Annotated in this window: 13 protein-coding genes; 1 reads left to right on the forward strand and 12 read right to left on the reverse strand. The window is 59.9% G+C overall.

Annotated elements, in window-relative coordinates; translation table 11 throughout:
- Window positions 1-35: 35 nt before the first annotated feature.
- Together FDG13_RS09510 and FDG13_RS09515 are read right to left on the reverse strand one after the other, a co-directional pair.
- A complete protein-coding gene (locus tag FDG13_RS09510) occupies window positions 36-1,931 on the reverse strand; it encodes a propionate--CoA ligase (protein WP_180127048.1) in 1,896 nt (631 codons plus the stop codon).
- A 157-nt stretch (window positions 1,932-2,088) separates the two neighbouring features.
- A complete protein-coding gene (locus FDG13_RS09515) occupies window positions 2,089-2,691 on the reverse strand; it encodes an isochorismatase family protein (protein ID WP_180127050.1) in 603 nt (200 codons plus the stop codon).
- Window positions 2,692-2,918: 227 nt separating this feature from the next.
- Between FDG13_RS09515 and FDG13_RS09520 the strand changes: the two genes are divergently transcribed.
- Window positions 2,919-3,497, forward strand: coding sequence for a C40 family peptidase (locus FDG13_RS09520; RefSeq protein WP_180127052.1), 579 nt, complete (start codon window positions 2,919-2,921; stop codon window positions 3,495-3,497).
- A 198-nt stretch (window positions 3,498-3,695) separates the two neighbouring features.
- Here the strand turns inward: FDG13_RS09520 and FDG13_RS09525 are convergent, their stop codons facing one another.
- From FDG13_RS09525 to FDG13_RS09570, 10 genes are all read right to left on the reverse strand, one after another.
- Window positions 3,696-5,840, reverse strand: a complete 2,145-nt coding sequence (locus FDG13_RS09525; protein ID WP_180127054.1) for a transporter substrate-binding domain-containing protein — start codon at window positions 5,838-5,840, stop codon at window positions 3,696-3,698.
- A gap of 228 nt (window positions 5,841-6,068) precedes the next feature.
- Window positions 6,069-8,237, reverse strand: a complete 2,169-nt coding sequence (gene yccS, locus FDG13_RS09530; protein ID WP_180127056.1) for a YccS family putative transporter — start codon at window positions 8,235-8,237, stop codon at window positions 6,069-6,071.
- Window positions 8,238-8,322: 85 nt separating this feature from the next.
- Complete coding sequence (locus tag FDG13_RS09535; protein WP_180127058.1) at window positions 8,323-8,652, reverse strand: nucleotide pyrophosphohydrolase; 330 nt, start codon at window positions 8,650-8,652, stop codon at window positions 8,323-8,325.
- 18 nt (window positions 8,653-8,670) lie between these two features.
- Complete coding sequence (locus FDG13_RS09540; RefSeq protein ID WP_180127060.1) at window positions 8,671-9,669, reverse strand: 2-hydroxyacid dehydrogenase; 999 nt, start codon at window positions 9,667-9,669, stop codon at window positions 8,671-8,673.
- Between the two features lie 3 nt (window positions 9,670-9,672).
- Window positions 9,673-10,179, reverse strand: a complete 507-nt coding sequence (locus tag FDG13_RS09545; RefSeq protein WP_180127062.1) for a DUF1993 family protein — start codon at window positions 10,177-10,179, stop codon at window positions 9,673-9,675.
- Window positions 10,180-10,308: 129 nt separating this feature from the next.
- Entirely contained in the window at window positions 10,309-11,499 is a 1,191-nt protein-coding gene (locus FDG13_RS09550; protein WP_180127064.1) for a hypothetical protein, read from the reverse strand.
- A gap of 3 nt (window positions 11,500-11,502) precedes the next feature.
- On the reverse strand, window positions 11,503-14,334 hold the full coding sequence (locus tag FDG13_RS09555; protein WP_180127066.1) for an AAA family ATPase: 2,832 nt from the start codon (window positions 14,332-14,334) through the stop codon (window positions 11,503-11,505).
- Window positions 14,335-14,345: 11 nt separating this feature from the next.
- Complete coding sequence (locus tag FDG13_RS09560; RefSeq protein ID WP_180127068.1) at window positions 14,346-15,047, reverse strand: hypothetical protein; 702 nt, start codon at window positions 15,045-15,047, stop codon at window positions 14,346-14,348.
- On the reverse strand, window positions 15,044-16,393 hold the full coding sequence (locus FDG13_RS09565) for a hypothetical protein (protein WP_180127070.1): 1,350 nt from the start codon (window positions 16,391-16,393) through the stop codon (window positions 15,044-15,046). The genes FDG13_RS09560 and FDG13_RS09565 overlap by 4 nt, the downstream gene beginning before the upstream one ends.
- Before the next feature lie 225 nt (window positions 16,394-16,618).
- Window positions 16,619-17,767, reverse strand: coding sequence for a diguanylate cyclase (locus FDG13_RS09570; RefSeq protein WP_180127072.1), 1,149 nt, complete (start codon window positions 17,765-17,767; stop codon window positions 16,619-16,621).
- Window positions 17,768-17,955 lie beyond the last annotated feature (188 nt).

A 17,955-nucleotide genomic window follows, 5' to 3' on the forward strand; every position in this document is an offset into this window, starting at 1 on the left:
GGGCACAACACCAACACAGCTTGGATTTGTCTCAATCAGGCAGAAACCAGATCCTTGATTTGCTGCAAAGCGGCGGGGTCATCCATGGTGGTCAGGTCGCCCGGGTCGCGGCCCTCACACACGGCGGCAATGGCCCGGCGCAAGCACTTGCCGCTGCGGGTTTTTGGCAACACGGTGACAAAACGCACCCGTGCCGGGCGCGCCACAGCCCCCAAATCCCGATCCACCAGCTTGAACACCTCGGCCTCCAGCGCAAGAGCGCTGGCCTCATCGGTGATCAGGCTGGCATTTTTAAGCACCGCAAAGGCCATGGCCACCTGGCCCTTGAGCTGGTCTGCCACACCCACCACCGCCACCTCGGCAATATTCGGGTGAGCGGCGATGCTCTCCTCAATCTCGCGGGTGCCTAGGCGGTGGCCGGCCACATTGATGACGTCGTCAGTGCGACCCAGAATGAAGTAATAACCATCGGCATCGCGAATGCCCCAGTCAAAGGTGCTGTAGACCAGCTTGCCGGGGACACTCTTCCAATATGTGTTGACAAAGCGCTCGTCATCGCGCCACACGGTCTGCATACAGCCCGGTGGCAACGGGCCTTCCACAGCCACCACACCCTTCTGGTTCGGGCCGGTGAGTTCTGCGCCGGTCTGGTCGTCGAGCAGCTTGACGTCGTAGCCGTACACCGCTTTGCCGGGGGAGCCAAACTTGGAAACCGCTTTTTCCACACCGTTGCACAAGGAGAGGATGGGCCAACCGGTCTCGGTCTGCCAGTAGTTGTCGATGATGGGTTTGCCCAGGCCGGTGCTGATCCACTGCGCGGTAGGTTCGTCCAGCGGCTCACCCGCCAGGAACAGTGCGCGCAAGGAAGACAGGTCGTATTTGGTCAGCAGCGCTGGGTCCTGCTTCTTGAGCACGCGCACGGCGGTGGGCGCGCTGAACATCACGGTGACCTTGTATTTTTCGACCAGGCTCCACCAGATGCCACCATCCGGGCGGGTGGGCAAGCCTTCGTACATGATGGTGGCCATGCCAGCGATCAGCGGGCCATAAATGATGTAACTGTGACCCACCACCCAGCCGATGTCGCTGGTGGAAAAGTAGGTTTCGCCCGCATTGCCCGCGTAGATGTGTTTCATGCTGGCGGCCAGGGCCACACAGTAACCACCGGTGTCGCGTTGCACCCCCTTGGGTTTACCGGTTGTGCCGCTGGTGTAGAGCGTGTAACTCGGGTGGGTGGCATCAACCCATTCACATTCAACCACGGTGTTGAGGTTTTTCTCGCGCAGCGGACCCCACAGGTGGTCACGCCCCGCCACCAGGTCCATCGCCGACATGCCACGGTCCACCAGCAACACGGCTTCAGGTTTGTACTTGGACAGGCGCAGCGCTTCGTCAAGCAGGGGTTTGTAAGGCACCGGTTTGCCACCGCGCGAACCGGCATCGGCACTGACCACCACCTTGGGTTCGGCATCTTCAATACGAGAGGCCAGCGAACCCGACGCAAAACCACCAAACACCACCGAGTGGATGGCGCCGATGCGGGTGCAGGCCAGCATGGCAAACGCGGCCTCGGGGATCATCGGCATGTAAATCAGAACACGGTCGCCTTTTTGCACACCCAGGTCTTTCAGAACCGCCGCCATGCGTTGCACTTCTGCGTGCAACTCTCTGAACGAATAAACGGTTTCCTGGTTGGTTTCGGTCGAGACAAAAATCAGTGCAGCTTGGCCAGGACGGGTCGCCAGATGCCGGTCCACCGCGTTGTGGCACAGGTTGGTGATGCCACCGACAAACCATTTGGCAAACGGAGGGTTGCTGTAGTCACAAATCTGCTGTGGCGGCACCTTCCAGTCCACCAACTGCGCTTGTTCGCCCCAAAAACCGTCGCGATCGGTCAAAGAGCGCTGATGAAAGTCGGCATAGGTGCTCATGGTTTGTCTCCGGTGGTGGTATTTGTAGTGAATTCATAATTATGTTTAATGAACTTGCAGCATGCTGACTGCATACCACCCCACTACCGCACCAGAGAGCAACGAGCTATTTGAGAAATCTATAGCATTCAGCCCAAGCAATACAAGGGCTACAGGCCTATTTGATCAATGCTTGAACCGCTTTGAATTGAGGGTGTTCGGCAGAGCGCAGCCACTCGAACAGCACCATCTCGGTGGTCACCAGCTCGGCACCGGCGCCTGCCAATCGGTCAAAGGCCGCATCCCGGTTGCGCTCGGTACGAGAGCTGCAGGCATCGGTCACCACCCACACCTCAAACTCGTCTTCCAGCAGATGCAGCGCGGTTTGCAACAGGCACACATGGGCTTCACAACCCCCGATCACGATGGTGCTGCGTTCGGTCGGTGTGTTCGAGGGTTTTTGCAGGTGTTTGGGCAGGCTGCGTGCGTTGCCTGCAGGCGGTTTGACAGGTGGGCGCAACCATTCACCCAGGCCTTCTTCGACACCGCTGAACTGCATCTTGGCCAAGGTGCGTTGGCACAGGGCCTTGATCTCCGGGGCGTTTTCGCCCAACTTGGACGGGTTCTGTTCCGTGCCGAGCACCGGCACCTGCAGCAACTGGGCGGCTTGTGCCAAGCGCTGCGCATTGGCCAACACCAGCGGCGCCTCGAAAATAGCGGGCATCAGCCGTGCCTGGTAATCCACCAGCACGAGTTGGGACAGTTCAGCTTCAAGCAACATGGGAGTCTTTCAACAATCGGTGACGGCAATATTAGACCGCAGGATTCACACCCTGCGCGACTGCCAACAACTGTCAGCCGCCAGAAATTTTGTCAAAGGGATGACAGGTGAAACTGGCCAAAAAACAAAAAATCTTTGATATTCATATCGTTACATCACATTTCTATAATCAACTTTCATTGAAATTGATTTGACACAAATGCATTTTTGCCAGTAAGCTACCGCCCATGCGTTTTTTTGTCCTCGTCTCCAGCCTCCTGATCACCGGTGCCGTCCATGCGACGCCGACTGAGGCTCCCGACGACATCGGCAATTTCCTGGCTGACAAAGCTGTTTTACAGCACATCCAGCAAGCCGGACAGACGGTGTCCACCAAGGCGTCGTCACTGGTCGTCAATGCGCTGAGTTTCCTGGGTGTCCCTTACCGCCGTGGCGGAACATCTGCTGAAACCGGCTTTGACTGCAGTGGATTTGTCAAAACGGTTTATGAGGAAACGGTGGGTTTGGTGTTGCCCCGGGTGGCGGCACAACAAGCGGCCCACACCGAAAAAGTGGCACGCACCGACCTCAAACCAGGGGACTTGGTGTTCTTCAACACCATGCGCCGCACCTTCAGCCATGTCGGTATTTATATTGGTGACGGCAAATTTGTGCACTCACCCAAACCCGGTGCGGACGTGCGCATCGAGAGCATGAGCATGGCCTACTGGAAGCGTCGTTTTACCGGTGCGCGCCGCGTTTTGACCGGTGCAGACGAGACACCAGAGCCACCCACAGCGGTAGTCGCAGAGCCTGTCCTGCGCTAAAAGCGCAACTCCCGTCTTTCTTGTCCTTGTGGCTCCTGACCTATCAGGTGCTTGGCATTGTTATTTCAATACATAGAATTGGCCTCTAGCCCTTTCTCCATAAGGGCTGATAGCTATGCATTTGATTGCAAATCCATCAGGGTCGTGCCAAGGCCTCGGCCGAGTCCTGCCGCGTTGCGTTGCGGTCGGCACGGGCGATCAAGGTGTGTCCACCTGCAGGTCGTCACTGCGACGCTTTTTCATCTGCGCCTTGGCCTGGTACATACACTGATCAGCTTCGGCGATACAGCTGGCCAACGGCACCTCGGCGCTGTGGCGGATGGCATAACCCATGGCGGCACTGGGCTGGGCTGACTCATTGGGGGAAACCGCGTAGCTGGTTTGTCGGCAGCGCTCTAGCAGAGCCGCGATGTCCGCTTGAACCCGGCTGGCATCGGTGCCGGGCAACATGATCAGGAACTCATCCCCACCCAGGCGGAAAAAATGCCCTTGTGGCCACTGCTGCCGCACCAGGCTGGTGAATGACACCAACAGGGCATCACCGGCCGCGTGGCCATAACTGTCGTTGACTTGCTTGAGGTTGTTCACGTCGGCCACCACCATGGCTTGTGGGTAAGCGCCCGCCACACCCTGGCTGGCCTTCTGGCTCAGGTAGTTGCGGTTGAAAAAGCCGGTCAGGGCGTCGGTGTAGAGCAGGTTCTCGCGTTCGGTCAGAAATTGGGTTCGGCTTTTTTGCTCAGCCAGATTACGCACCACCTTGATCACCAGCAACAGAATGCCAAGCAAGGCCACTGCCAGCACAAGCACCAGCATCAGCAGTCGCCGGTTTGCCTCGTTGTTGAGGGCTGGCACACTTTGTATGCCTGCATATTTGGCGTCCTCAAAATCAATCAGCGGAATCACCTTGTCCATGATGGCGGCCAACTCGGGCTGACGTCGGCTGACGCCAAAGTACACAAACGAATCCTTGGAGGTGTTGCCGCGTTTGACGATGTCGGTATAGCCCAAGCCGTTGATATAAAACTCCACCACAGTCGGGTTTTCGATCACGTAGGCCACCTCCCCTTGGCGCACCAGCCGCAGCGATTCCATGATGTCTGCCGTTTTCACAATGTGGGCGTTCTTGAGGTTCTTGCGCAGGTATTCCTCGTGCCAGAAACCGTCAATCACTGCTACCGGTTTGCCCTCCAACCCGTACACATCCTGCACCGGCGCACTGGTTTTTAAACCCACGATGATGTCGCGCTCGGTGCTGATGGCATGGGGAAAGAAAAAGTCCTTGAGCCGGTCTTCCGTTTTGGCCATGTTGACCACGTCCACACCGCCACTTCTGGCCTGTTCCATGATTTCGGAAAAGCTGCCGCTGACCACCTTGAAGCGGACACCCACGCTGTCGCCAATACGTTTGAGCATTTCCCCGGCAATGCCGCGGTATTCCCCCTGGCTGTGGTGGTCAAACGGCAGATAGTCTTCTGCCACACCCACCACGGCTGTGCCTTTTTGCTCCAGCCAGCGCAACTCTGCCTCATTGAGCCGCAGCGTCTTGCGGTTGTAAAGACTCTCTGCATTGCGCTTCATGACGCGGATGGCCGTGTTCCTCTGGTCGATGTAGCGGTCCAGAACACGCCCCAGCAGCTCCCGATCTTTGGCCACGGCCATGGTCATATCCGAGGTGATGGAACGGATCTGTGCCACCAGGGCGACCTTGGGGTGGGTGTAGAAAAAGTCGTACTCCACCCCGGCACCAGCCGTCACAAAACCGTCCACCAGACCCGCCTCCAAGGCCTGTAAACCCAATTCCTGTGAGTCGAATTCAATACTTTGAAGATGGATGTTTGGAAACTCCTGGGGCAGCTGCTGAACCACAAAATCATTGCGGATGAAGCCCACGTTCTTGCCATCAAGGTCACCCAGTGTCTGCACCGATGACGCCTTGAGTGCAAACATGTTGTAGGGGTACTTCCACACCGGGCGGGTGAACCACATGATGCGTGAACGCTCCGGGGTCGGGTTGGCGCCATACAGAATATCGATCTGGCCCGCCACAAAACGCGTGTACGCATCGTCCCAACCCTTGACCATGGCTGGCACCAGCTTGAGCCCGAGTTGTACCTCGATGTCTTCGATCAAAGCGGGCAGCAGTCCGCTGTGTTGGCCACGAAACTCGAAATAGTCCAACCCGGCAAAAGGATCAAAGCCCACGGAAAAGGTCTTGCCACGGTTGGCATCCAGCCAGGCCTGCTCGTCAGGATTGAGTTGCACCTGCAACGGCGTTGCAGCGCTTGCGGTACCCAGCAGCACACAAGCCAACACCAGCAAGATGGCCCAACCAACACAAGCCATGCACCGCCTACACATCTGATCCCAAACCACGTTCAACCTCCAGAGTCGCGAGCCATCTCCGAGTTTCCTTAGCGACACATGCTACCCCACCGATGCACGGGCTTGTTGGCCTGGTTTTGCAAAGAATTGCGTTTGATCAAGGGGCTGTTGATCTTCTCAAAGCCGTTGCTGCAGCAAGGTGGAGTTGGGCAGAAATCCGATAGAAATCACGGATCAACCTTCGCTGCGCTAAGCTTGTCCAGTTTGGGTATCGACCGCAAAACCGCTGGTCAGCTCGGCTAATTCGGGCAGCAGGCCCTCAATCAGGCTAAGCTGGCGCATCACCCGCTGCGCGGTCTCGCTGACGCCAAGTTCTAGTGCGTGAGCTGGTGCAGTGGACACGGGTCCGGGCACGATCACCGCACTGCGTGTGGCCAGTGCGCTGGCAATCTGCGCCAAACCTTGCTGAATACGCGCTTCAGGTGTGGTGATTTCGGCAAGTTGCAGCCCGGCCGTGTCCTGCTCGCGGTGCGCACCAAGCGCCGAGATGTAACCGAGCAGGGTATGGCTGGCGCACAAAAAACGGTAGGCCGCGTCGGGTGGCAAGCTGTAGCGGTCGGGTTCGGTGAGCATACTGGCCAGGGTGCTGGACAACTCAGCATCGGCATTGTGCGCATCACGCCGGGCAACACGGTAAGGCAAGTCGTCACGCGGGCCGCTGCGGTACTGCGAGAGGATTTCACTCAGGTAGATTGCACTCAGACTCAGACTGCGTGCCATGGCATGGTGCACCCGTTTGCCATGCCATTCGGGCAGGATGAAAGCCACCGCGGCAATTGCCAACAGGCTGCCCAGCAGGGTGTCGAGCAGGCGCGGCCAGACCAGCGCATAACTGCTGCCAAACTGGTTAAAACACACCAACACCAACACTGTGATGCAGGCGGTGGCCAGGCTGTAGCGCTCGGCGCGAAAGTTGAAAAAGGCCACACCCGACGCCACCACCAGCGCCAGTTGCGCCAGGGGATGGGGAAAAGCCGAAATGAACAATGTGGTCGCCAGCAAACCAGCCACAGTGCCGCCGATACGTTGACCCAGGCGCAGCCAAGTACTGCTGAAATTGGGCTGGCAGACAAACACCGTGGTCAACAACACCCAGTAACCTTGTGGCAGGTCCAGCAGATTGAGCAAGGCGTAACCAGCGGTTAATGCCGCAGACAGGCGCAGGCCATGGCGAAAACGCCGGGACGAAGGTCTGAACTGCTGGCGCAGACGCCGCCACATCTCCGCCAGGGTTTGCGGATCGGCATCGCGCAAGGTGCTGTCAGAGATGACCTCCAATTCATCGGGCTGGCCCGCGTGGGACAGGCGCAGCTCAATCGTGCGAAGGTTGCGGCACAGGTCAGCCAGTGCATTTGTCAGCGCCTTGTCCTGTTGTCCGGCGGTCTGGACATGGTTTAGTGCAGCTTCAAGCTCCTGCAGTGCCAGGGCGCCGTCGTTGCCGTAGTCGAAGACATCCCCCTGCGCAATCGCTTGGCCCAACCGTGTACAGGCGCCAGCCTGCAAAGACATCAAACGTTGGCAGCGAAACAACACATCGCTGCGTGAAAAGGCCTCACTCAAGGCTTCATACGGGTGGTGCGCCGAACTGGCCCGCTCGTGCACCTCCTGCGCCAGAAAATACCACTGCAAAAAAGGGCGAGCACCGTTTGCCGGGCGCGGGGACTGGGCCCACAACAACAGAATCTGGCGCGCCCGGTTCATCTGGCCGACCAGCCGCCCATTCTGGGCTGCAAGCGCCAGACGCAAGGCCTTCACATCGCGCCCGCGCACCGGCTCCAACAGAGTCGCTTTCAGCGCCAGATAACGTCCCAGCGCCAAAAACACCTGCGACACCACCTGGCTGGCGGGCCGATTGCCAAAAATGGCAGCTGCCACCAGTGATATGCCGCCGTACCAGCAGGTGCCTGCCAGCAGCAACAGCGGGTCATGCAGGAACGGCACCGTGTTGTCAACATGTTGTGCCACACCCAGCATGGTGTAGATCGCCAGAATCACCGACGCGGTGGCAATCGTGGCGTAACGCTCTCCCAGGGCACCCAGCATCACATAGGTGAAGGTGGATAGGGCTAGGCCAACAGCAAACAACCAGGGGAACGGGAACAACAGCCGCACCGACACCGATGTGACACCAAAACACAGCAGGGTGACCAGCAGCGCTTTCATCCGCCCAGCCACCCGGTCGGGCGACTCAGCCAGCGCAGCTGCAATGATCCCGAGGATCAAACCGATCAGCCAATCTTCATGGCCGGTGACAAAACAAAAGCCCACCACACCGGCGAACGCCAGTGCAACCTTGAGGCTGTCAAGGGTCTTGTCGTGCGACCACAAGCGGCGCAGGTAGACCAGGTCATTCAACATCTTGGAGACTGGTAAAACAAGAGTCAGGCGGTTGTCGGATCAGCCTTGATCCGACATGTGGCTTCCAAGCACAATCTGCGCCAGACTAGGTTTGAGTGGGTGGGTACTTGACCGCGTTGAGTGCGATTTTGGAGCTCACCGCTGCATTGATGTCGATGTCCAGCACCATCACCAGACGCATCAGGTAAAGCAGCACGTCAGAGACTTCCTGGCGCACATGTTCGGCTTTGTCGGTTTGCATGATCTGCTCGGCCTGTTCGTCGGTCAGCCACTGAAAGATCTCGGCCAGTTCACCCACCTCACCGGTCAAGGCGAGGATCAGGTTGCGTGGTGTGTGGAATTGGTCCCAGTCGCGCTGGCGGGAAAACTCCTGCAAAGCCGCCTCCAGGGCGGCGGTTTCAAGCAGTTTGGTCATGACAGTTGCAAGCGTGCTTCAGCTTGTTTTGACCTGGTTGAGCATCGGTTCACCGCGTTCGAACGCACTGGCATTGCCCAAGGTGGTGGTCGCAATCGCATGCAGCGCTTCACGTGTGAGAAAACCCTGGTGTGAGGTGATCAGCACATTCGGAAAAATCATCAACCGCGCCAAGGTGTCGTCTTGCAGCGGCCGATCGGAGAGGTCGTGGAAGAAGACGCCCTCCTCCATCTCATACACATCCAGACCCACACCACCCACCTGACCAGTCTTGAGCGCGTCGATGAGCGCTTGGGAGTCAACCAGGCCACCACGACTGGTGTTGATGATGGTCACGCCGCGCCGGGTGCGTGCCAGCGCCGCTGCATCGATGATATGGTGGCTTTGTTCAGTCAGTGGCAAATGCAGGGAAATCACATCGGACTCTTCCAGCAGGCGTTCCAGCGGGACGTACTCAAAACCGACATCCTGCGCGATCTGTGCGTTCTCGTAGGGGTCATAAGCAATAACCTTGCAACCAAAACCTTTGGCAATACGCATCGCACACTGGCCGATGCGCCCAGCACCCAACGCACCAAAGGTTTTGCCGTGTAAGTTGAAGCCCTCCAGACCGTCGAGCGAAAAATTCTGCTCACGCACCCGGTTGTAGGCGCGGTGTGTTTTGCGCACCAGGGTCAGCAGCAAGGCAAAACAATGCTCAGCCACCGCGTCGGGTGAATAAGCGGGCACCCGCGCCACACAAATGCCCAGCCGCTCAGCGGCCACAATGTCGATGCCGTTAAAACCGGCTGCACGCAGCAGAACAATCTTCACGCCAAGCTGTTGCAGGCGATGCAACACCGGGTCAGTCAGTCGGCAGTTGACAAAGGGGCAAACCGCATCAAATCCATGGGCCAACTCAACGGTTTTGTCGTACAGACGCTCTTCAAAAAACTCCAGCGTATGTGCACCATTGATGTTGGCCGCGTTCAGCGCTTGTTCGTCATACGGGTGGGTGTCGAAAACGGCAATACGCATGATTTATGCCCTGCCGAGAAAGTCAGACTTGCCCAGCTCAACGCCGTTGCTGCGGGCAATGGCGTAAGCGGTGGTCACGTGAAAATACAGGTTGGGCAACACATAAGCCGTCAGGTAGTCCTGGCCCTTGAAGTGCAGCTCGCCGCTGCGCATGGCCAGCGTGATGGCCTTGTCTTCGCTCCCGTCGATCTGCTCAGACGTGAAGCTTTGCAGGTAGTTGATGGTCTTCTGGATACGGGCTTGCAGCTCAGGAAAACTTGCTTCGTTGTCCTCAAACTTAGGCGCTTCCTGGCCCGACAGGCGCGCGGCGCCGCCCTTGACGGTATCGGACGCGATCTGGATTTGCTTCACCAAAGGCAACATGTCGGGGAACAAACGTGCCGAAACAAACACCGCCGGATCGATCTTGCGAGTCTCGGCGTGGGTGGCGATTTTGTCGAGGAAAGCGGCCAGGTTGCTCAGCGCGCGGATAGCGGGCGGAATGAATGCCTGGTACATAGACATGCTCATGGTGAAATTCCTTGGTTGCCGGGTTGTCCGGCATGGGTGAAAACAACTGGCAGCAGGTCAACTGCCTTTGGTAGCTATTGTCGGTCATGACCCATGGGTGGAGGTGCAAGGCAGCCAACCCGGAGCAAACTACAACCAGCCCTCTTGTTCGGCCTTGGTTCCCGACGAGATCAGGTCATCGCGTAATGAGGCCAGACCAGACGGCAGCCCAGGGGTGGTCTGCAACTCGGCCAAGACACGGCGGTCATAGTCATTCAAAGGCAAGGTGGTGCCCGCACGCCAAATCTCGGAGGCCATATGGGCCGCTTGCCAAGGGATACCCGCCGCATCCCACAATGCCCCGGCGGTCAAGGCAATCTGAATACCTGCGGGATCAGGGTCGCAACTGATGTCAGCCGGTGCAGGCGCGAGCGTCAGCAAGCAGCGCATGGCCTGCAGCCAGGCGCTGCTGGGGCGACCTGGCAGCCACACCAGGCAGGTGCCCGGCGGCAAACGGCTGGCCTGGCGCTCGAAACTGGCCCGGTTTTCAATGAGCCAATAGCTCTGGGGCGCATGCGCCACCTGCATGGCATCCAAGATGCGACAAGGCAAGCCCACAAAACCCCAAGTTGCCCAAGAGGCTTGCGGCCCGCTCGGCTCGGTAGCCGCACACAGCGCGATGCTGCCCGCCAGCCAGATCAGCGGCTCAAACCGGCCAATGCCCAGCGTCTCCAACGGCACGGTGGCCTCCAGCCAATCCCACTCGGTGGTGCTGATCGCTTTGGTGTGGCCCCTGGCGGCCAAGGCAAAGTCCTGGCGCATGCCCTGGCGTTGGGCCTGTTGCCACACCACCAGGGCCTGCAGCAACTCCGCACGTGCCGTCTTGCTGGCAATCGTCAACACATCATTCAACAGACTGTGCACCGCAACTGAAAGCCATGGATGCGCCTGGGCCAGCGCCTGCAAGTCCATGCTCAGGCTGGCCTTGTCGGCGTCACGCTGGCTGCGGGTTGACACACCGGCCAGGGTCTGCAAACCTTCCAGATCGGTCCAGACCACACGCCACGGTCGCCACTGGCCATGGTACAGCTCTTCCTTGAGCGCCACGGCACCACACAGCAGCAAGGCCTGCACCAGGGTGTCGGCCACCTCCAACTGGTTGCTGCCTGCCACTTGCAGCAGGCTTTGCCAGCTGCGTTCCTGGGCATCGGACTTGAGCCACTTCAACAGCACGGCCTGCTGTGCGCCGCTCAGCGCAGGCAGTGCTGTCAAGGGGACTGGCAACTGGCGTGTGCGTTTGCCCCGGCTGCCCGGTGTGGTCTGAAGCATCGGCGGCACCATGCCCTACTGTCCTGCGGTCAAATTGGGCTTGCCACGGCGTTTGGCCACCGCAATCGGGGGGGCCCAACGTTGGTCACGCGGCTTCTTGCTGGTCACCAGCGTGATCTCGGCGGGCTCGAACACCTCCAGGTTGTGGGTGATCGGGGTGGTCAGCACATACTGCGCCTGGGTGGAGCGCAGGAAGTGGCCGACCAGCTGAATGTTGCGCACATCCAAATGGGCAAAGGGCTCATCGATGAACACAAACCCACCCGACGCACTGTCTTCGTCCTTCAACAAACCCACCAGCAGAATCAGCGACTTGATGACTTGCTGCCCACCCGAAGCCTCACCATCGTTCAAACCAATGCTGCCCTTGCCGTCGAAATTGAAGTTCACCCGCAACCCGGCTTGCGCCAGCACGGTGTCGTCGTTTTCCAGCACAGGTAAATCGGCAGCCACTTCCACACCCGCCAGCGCGCCCAATTCGCGGATGTTGTTGCGGTAACGGCGCACGGTGCTGCGCAACACCTCGATGTAACTCTCACGCGCGTTGAACACCGCCGTGGCCGCCTGCAGGTTTTTGATCTTGTGGTCGTCCAGACTGGCGCCCTGCTCTCGCACGGTGGCTTCCATGCGAAGGTAGCGCTCTTGCACCGTGCTGTCTTTTTCCCAGGTGTCTTCAGCCAGGTCGACATCCACCGCCTCCAGCCGCAGCCGGGCCTGGGTGTCGTTGCTGTATTTGGCCACCAGTTCTTGCAACACCTCGGGCGTGCGCCAGCCAGCTGGAATCTGGCGGCGACGCTGTTGTGAGTTGTCCACCTCGGCGCTGAGTTGTTGGCGCCGCTGCACCAACTCAGCGGCAAGGCGGTCAGCCTCGGCAAAACGTTGGCGCAGCGCGGCTTCCAGGCTGCGGTACTGGCTGTCGGTGCGCTGGTGGAACGCCTTGGCCTCCACGTAGGCCTTGTCCAGGGTTTGCCAACGCAGGCCTGCGGAGATACGCGCTTGTTTGGCACCGGGCAAGGCCTGGCGCGCGGTGGCGAATTCATCACTGCGCCGGGCCAGCTCTTCGGCGGCGCTGTGGCCTTGCAGGGCGCGTTTGCAGTCGTCGATCTGGCGTTTGAGTCTCAGCAGGGTCTGGGTGATCGGGCCCAGTTCATCGTTCAGGCGGCGCAGATCCCGCTCCAGCGCATCACGCTGGGCTTGCAGGGCGGCGGCGCCAAACTGGTGGTCACGCGGCTCAACCCAGACCGAGCGAGCGCCGCGTCCGTCAAAGCTGTAGGCCTGCGGGGTGATCCAGTTGCCGCTGGTCCGCCGCCCGGCGGCAGGGTCATCCACACAACGCAGGTTCTGCAACTGCTGGATCAGCCAGCGCGGCAAAAGTGCATCAAAGCGCACCTGGGCCAGCAGGCTGTTGGGTTCGGCAGCGGGCACGGCCTCGCCGGGGGCCACGGTGTAGTGGCGGTAACGCTCGGCTGAGGCGATGTCGTCGGCTTTGCCCAGATCACTGGCTTTGTCCAACAACACCATCCAACGCAGTGGGCGCAGCACACCCTCAATCGCCGCACGCCAGTGCTCGTTGCTGACCTCCACCACCTCGGCCAGAAAGTGGTGGCCCACCCCAGCGGCCTGCAGGCGCTGGCGCAGACGGCGGGCATCTTCTGGAAAAGGAGGTGCCTTTTGACCCTCTAGTCCTTGTATTTCCTGGGATAGATGCTTTCTTTTTTGAAGCAACTCGTGGTGTTTGTCCTGCTGCACTTCTTCTTGGGCACGCAGTTCGCTCAGGTGCTGGTTGAGTTGATCAGCATCGGTGCCCTTGTCCACCAGGGCCAGCAGTTCCGTCTCACGCTTGGCCAGGTCTTCCAGTGGGCGCTCGACATCGCGGGTGCTGTCGCGTTGGGTGGCGGCGCTGTCGCGCTCTTGCAGCAGGCGGGCCTCTTCGGTTTCAGCGTGGCTGCGGGCCTCCAGCAGGGCCAGCAGTTCTGCGTTTTTCTGGGCACGCTCGCCTTTGGCCACAGCGCTTTGGTGGCGTTGGCGATGGTGTTCGCGTAGCTGCTGGGTAAGTTTCTGGCGCTGCCCGTGCCAGGCCAGTACCGGCACCACTTCCGTGGCCAGGCGTTCACGCTCTTGCACCAGATGTTGCCAGCGCTGGTAGTTGCTGACCTTGTTTTGTAATTCGGCCAGTTGCGCCTTGCTGTGGTCGAGCTCTTTTTCGGCCTGCTGCATTTCGCGGCCCAGTTGCTGCTGGTGCTCGCGCGCGCTGTCATAGTGGTTGAGCACCTCCTGGTCACCAAACACATCAAACACCAGGCGCAGCAGTTCACGCGGGCTGTATTCACACAGCCGGTCGGTCTGGCCCTGTTCGAGCGACAGCACCTTGGCAATCGCGGGGGACAGCCCGGCGTCCGAGAGCATGCGGCCCCAGGCCTCGACGCCCATGACCTGCAGCTCTTTGTCGGGGCGCTCGCTCAGTTGTTCGATGCTGACATCGCCCTCCACCGCCATGTAGCGGCGTTGCCAGTCGCCGCCGTTGCGGTCGATGCGGCAGGCCAGTGTGACCTGGTCGCTGTAGAGCAAGCGCCGGGCAAAGGGGCGGCTGGAGGTCTGGCGCGTGTGGGGGCTGTTGTCGACCACGGCGCGTAGCCAGGCCACATTGGCGCCTGCATGGCGGGCATAGGTTTTGAAATCGCGCGGTTGTGAGCATTTGAGGCCCAGCAGGGTGCGCATGGCATCCAGCAGAGTGGTTTTGCCCGAGCCATTCGGTCCGGCGATGGTGATGATGGACGCATCAAGCGGCAGATTCACGCGCTGGCAGTAGTCCCAGTGCACGAGTTCCAGGGTTTGAAGGTGAAACATACAGAAGTGATTTAAGGGGTATCGGCTGTGGGGCTCTCGACTTGGGCGCTGGCCGCAGCCAGGGCGGCTTGTTCGCGTTGCGCCTGTTCACGGGCCAGCACATCGGCCAAGGCACCATTGAGGATGCGCGGGGCCAGCACGTCGTAGTCCAGCAGCACATCAAGCAGCGGCCCCTCCAGAATGTCGTCCTGCTTGCGCAGAATGAAACCATGGCGCTCCAGCAGTTTGAGGTTGGCGTCGAGCCGGGTCTTTTTGCCCAACTGGTTGCCATAGTCCTCCAACAGCGCTTTGTAAGACAGCACCGGACTGACGCTGCGTGCGCTGGGCAGCGGTTTGGCACCGGCAAACATGTCGTTTTGTGCTTCCTCCGGTGCCACCCGACTGGCTTGGCGTTCGCGTTTGGGCAAGACGATCAGCGCCCACACCACCACCAGCAGCGACACAGCGTCGCGCGGCAAGTCCAGATTGTTGTTGGCGTTGAGCACACCTTCACCCAGCACCCGGGTGGCCGGTGCACTCAACAAGGTCAGGGTGACGTGGTCGGCATACACGTTGTCCACCCAGCGCAGACCGACCTGGGCCAGGCGTTGCTCCACACTCTGAAACAGCTCGGCATCGGCGAGCGCCTGTTTGACACGGGGGTGGGTTCGCGGCAGGTACTTGCGGGCCAGCAGTTCGGCAATCAGGTGGATGGCTTCGTTGTCTTGGGTCATGATGATTGGGTCGGGTGGGTGGTGCTGACATGCGCCAACTGGCCAGAGCTCAAATGGGTGACCGCCGGGTGCTCCTGCGCGGCCAGATCGGTGTGCCATTGCACGCGCCAGGGCTGGCGGGCCAACTCACCGGTGGCACCGGGCAAATCCTGCGCCTGGGCATCACCCAACAGCGGCAAAAGCTGCGCCTTGTAGGCCACCTGGGCGTAACGCGCGGCCACACCACCTACATCGGCCAACAAGGCTTCTTGCACGGCGCGGGCTGCTGCAGAGTTGTCCGTGCTGGTGTCGCTGGCCCATTGCGCCAGCAAACCGGAGAGCGCCGCCAACTCTTGGGGCAAGGCCACCGCAGTGAGGTCGCCCACGGGTGCGGCCTGCGCCACAGGCAGCGGCTCATCGCGCAAGGCTTGCGGGCGATCGCGCTCGAACTCGGCCTCGGCAACATCAAGCATGTCATGCGGCGAGAGTGCGGCCAGCGCCACCGGGTGATGCAACACATCGGCACCAAGGCGATCCAGCTGGGTCTGGGTTTGCAGCCAGCGCTTGACATCGGTGCTGGTGATGCCCGTCGTGCCCAGCGTGACACGCTGGCGGTCCACCTGCTGCAAGGCGCGGTTGAACTGCGCCGCCATGGCCAGCAACCGCGATTGCGCCAGGCCCAGTGCCCGCGCCGCCTGCTCCAGCGCGCGCTCGCCGTGGGCATGGCTGATGATGGTGGTGATGGTGCTGGAGGCGCGGTCGATCAGGCGTGCGGCCCGGTCATAACGCTCACGCGCGGCGCGCAGGCGAAACTCTGAACCGCTGGCAATGGCGTCTGAGAACTCATGGTGCAAGCGCACCAGCTGGGCCTGCAGCATGTGAACCTGGTTGCCCCGCAGCAAGCCCAACTGATCGGCACCCACCACCTGGCTCAACAAACCCGCAAGTTCATCCTCGACCGGTTCAGCCAGCCGGCCCAGCAGATCGGCCACCTGTTGGGCCAGCGCCGTGACACCGTACTGGCGTTGGGATTCGTCCCAGCTCAACAGCCCCGCATCGCGAAAACGCTTGATCACGGCATCGGCAGCTTCTGGCCGCAGGGCGTAAAACAGCCGGGTCAGCTCGTCACGACTCAGAAACGCCTTGCCCTGCCCCACCAGGAGCAACAAGGCCCATACGCGCAAGCGCGCCAATGCACTGCTTCCCTGCAGCAGCAAGCGCACCGCTTCCAGCAACGTTGCATTACTCTCCAGCTGCCAGGCCACCGGGGAGTCGGCCAAGGCATCAGCATCTTGAAAATAGTCGTCAAAAGCGGCTTCTGGCTCGGGCAGCAGCAAAGGTTTGGGCTGCTCTTCTTGTACGGTCATAGGGGAGTTGCCACAACGGAGCGGCGAGCTAAATCAAACACGGTGGGTAATGATAGGGCCAGTCAAAGGACGACTGCGCAGAGATGCGCCAATCATGCAGCCGCTTGTAGCCATGGCGTCATGGTCGCGATTGCCGGACGTAATCTATGCCGTCATACCAAGGCGCCGCACAACGGCCAAGGCATCAACAGTGGCAGGCCCCAGTGAACAAGCAACGATTGCGCATCACGGTGCGGGCTGGTAACACAACACACGGTTGCGCCCGGCGGCTTTAGCCTGGTACATGGCTCGATCCGCATCACGCAACAAGGTCGCCAGGTCATAACAACCTGAGGCCACACCAATGCTGACGGTGATTTTGAGCGGTTGCGTCATGGTGGGGATGGAGGTGGCTGCCAAGGACTGACCCAACTGCTGGGCGACAAATTCGGCGGCATCCAAGTCGGTATCGGCCAGCAACACAGCAAACTCCTCGCCACCGATGCGGCCACACACGTCAGAACCCCGAAAGCGGGTCGCCATCAAGGTGCTGAGATGCTGAAGCACCAGATCACCGACATGGTGACCATGTTGGTCATTGATCTGTTTGAAGTGGTCAACATCAATCAGCAGAGCACTGACCGGGGAAGCATTGCGCAGGCCGTGGCGGATGGTTTGTTCGCTCAGTTCCACAAACGACCTGCGGTTGGGGATACCTGTGAGCGGGTCGGTGCGAGCCATGTGTTCGGCCTCTTGGTGGGCATGGTGCAGCTCATAACGCATCTGCAGGCTGCGTTGCATGGCATCGGCCATGATTTTGGTTGCTTTGAAAGAAATGACCATAAAGAGTGTGGCCGACAGCGCCATCCCCTGCGCCATGTGGTCATCCTGGCAATACAGCCAAAGGGTGCTTGGCAGCAACACTGCCAACATCGCCAGAATGTTGATGAAGCGGTGGGCAGAATAAGTCACCATCGCACCCGCTGCCATACCTACCAAATGGTAGAGCACCACGCCACGTGCAACACCGTAGTCCATCGGAGTGATCCAGGCCGTGCCAACGCCCCAGACCAAGGACGACAGCAAGAGCGTGAAGGTAAAGGAGCGCTCCCAGTTCAAGATGGCCTCCCCGCGGGGCTTGACGCGGAAATATTGCAGAAAGAACAGCAGCCGGATCAGTGTGCTGCCGCCCAGCGCCGCCATCCACCACTGCAGCGATGTGTTATCCACCTGTCCCCACAAGGTCCAGCTCAGCACCAGCGCCACAATGGCACTGTAAAACACCGCAGGAAATGACTGCCTGAACAGCAACACCAGGGTTTCTGCACGGATCTGGGTGGCATAAGACACCGGCACGGAGGTCGGTGGTTCGGGCAAAGACTCTGGGACACGCATGTTGATCAGATAGGTAGAAAGCCCCGATGCACGGGCGCCATAAAAAAGAGGTACCCAGCAGTGCAGCTGCGCAGCAGTCTAACAGCGCAGCCGCACCAGAAAGTGAGGTTACTGCGTACCGCAGTGCACCAGACTATTCAAGTCAAATGACCTTACAGCCCTTATAGGATAAGCGCTATTCACTACAA

Source organism: Rhodoferax sp. BLA1 (assembly GCF_013416775.1).
Taxonomy (GTDB): domain Bacteria; phylum Pseudomonadota; class Gammaproteobacteria; order Burkholderiales; family Burkholderiaceae_C; genus Rhodoferax.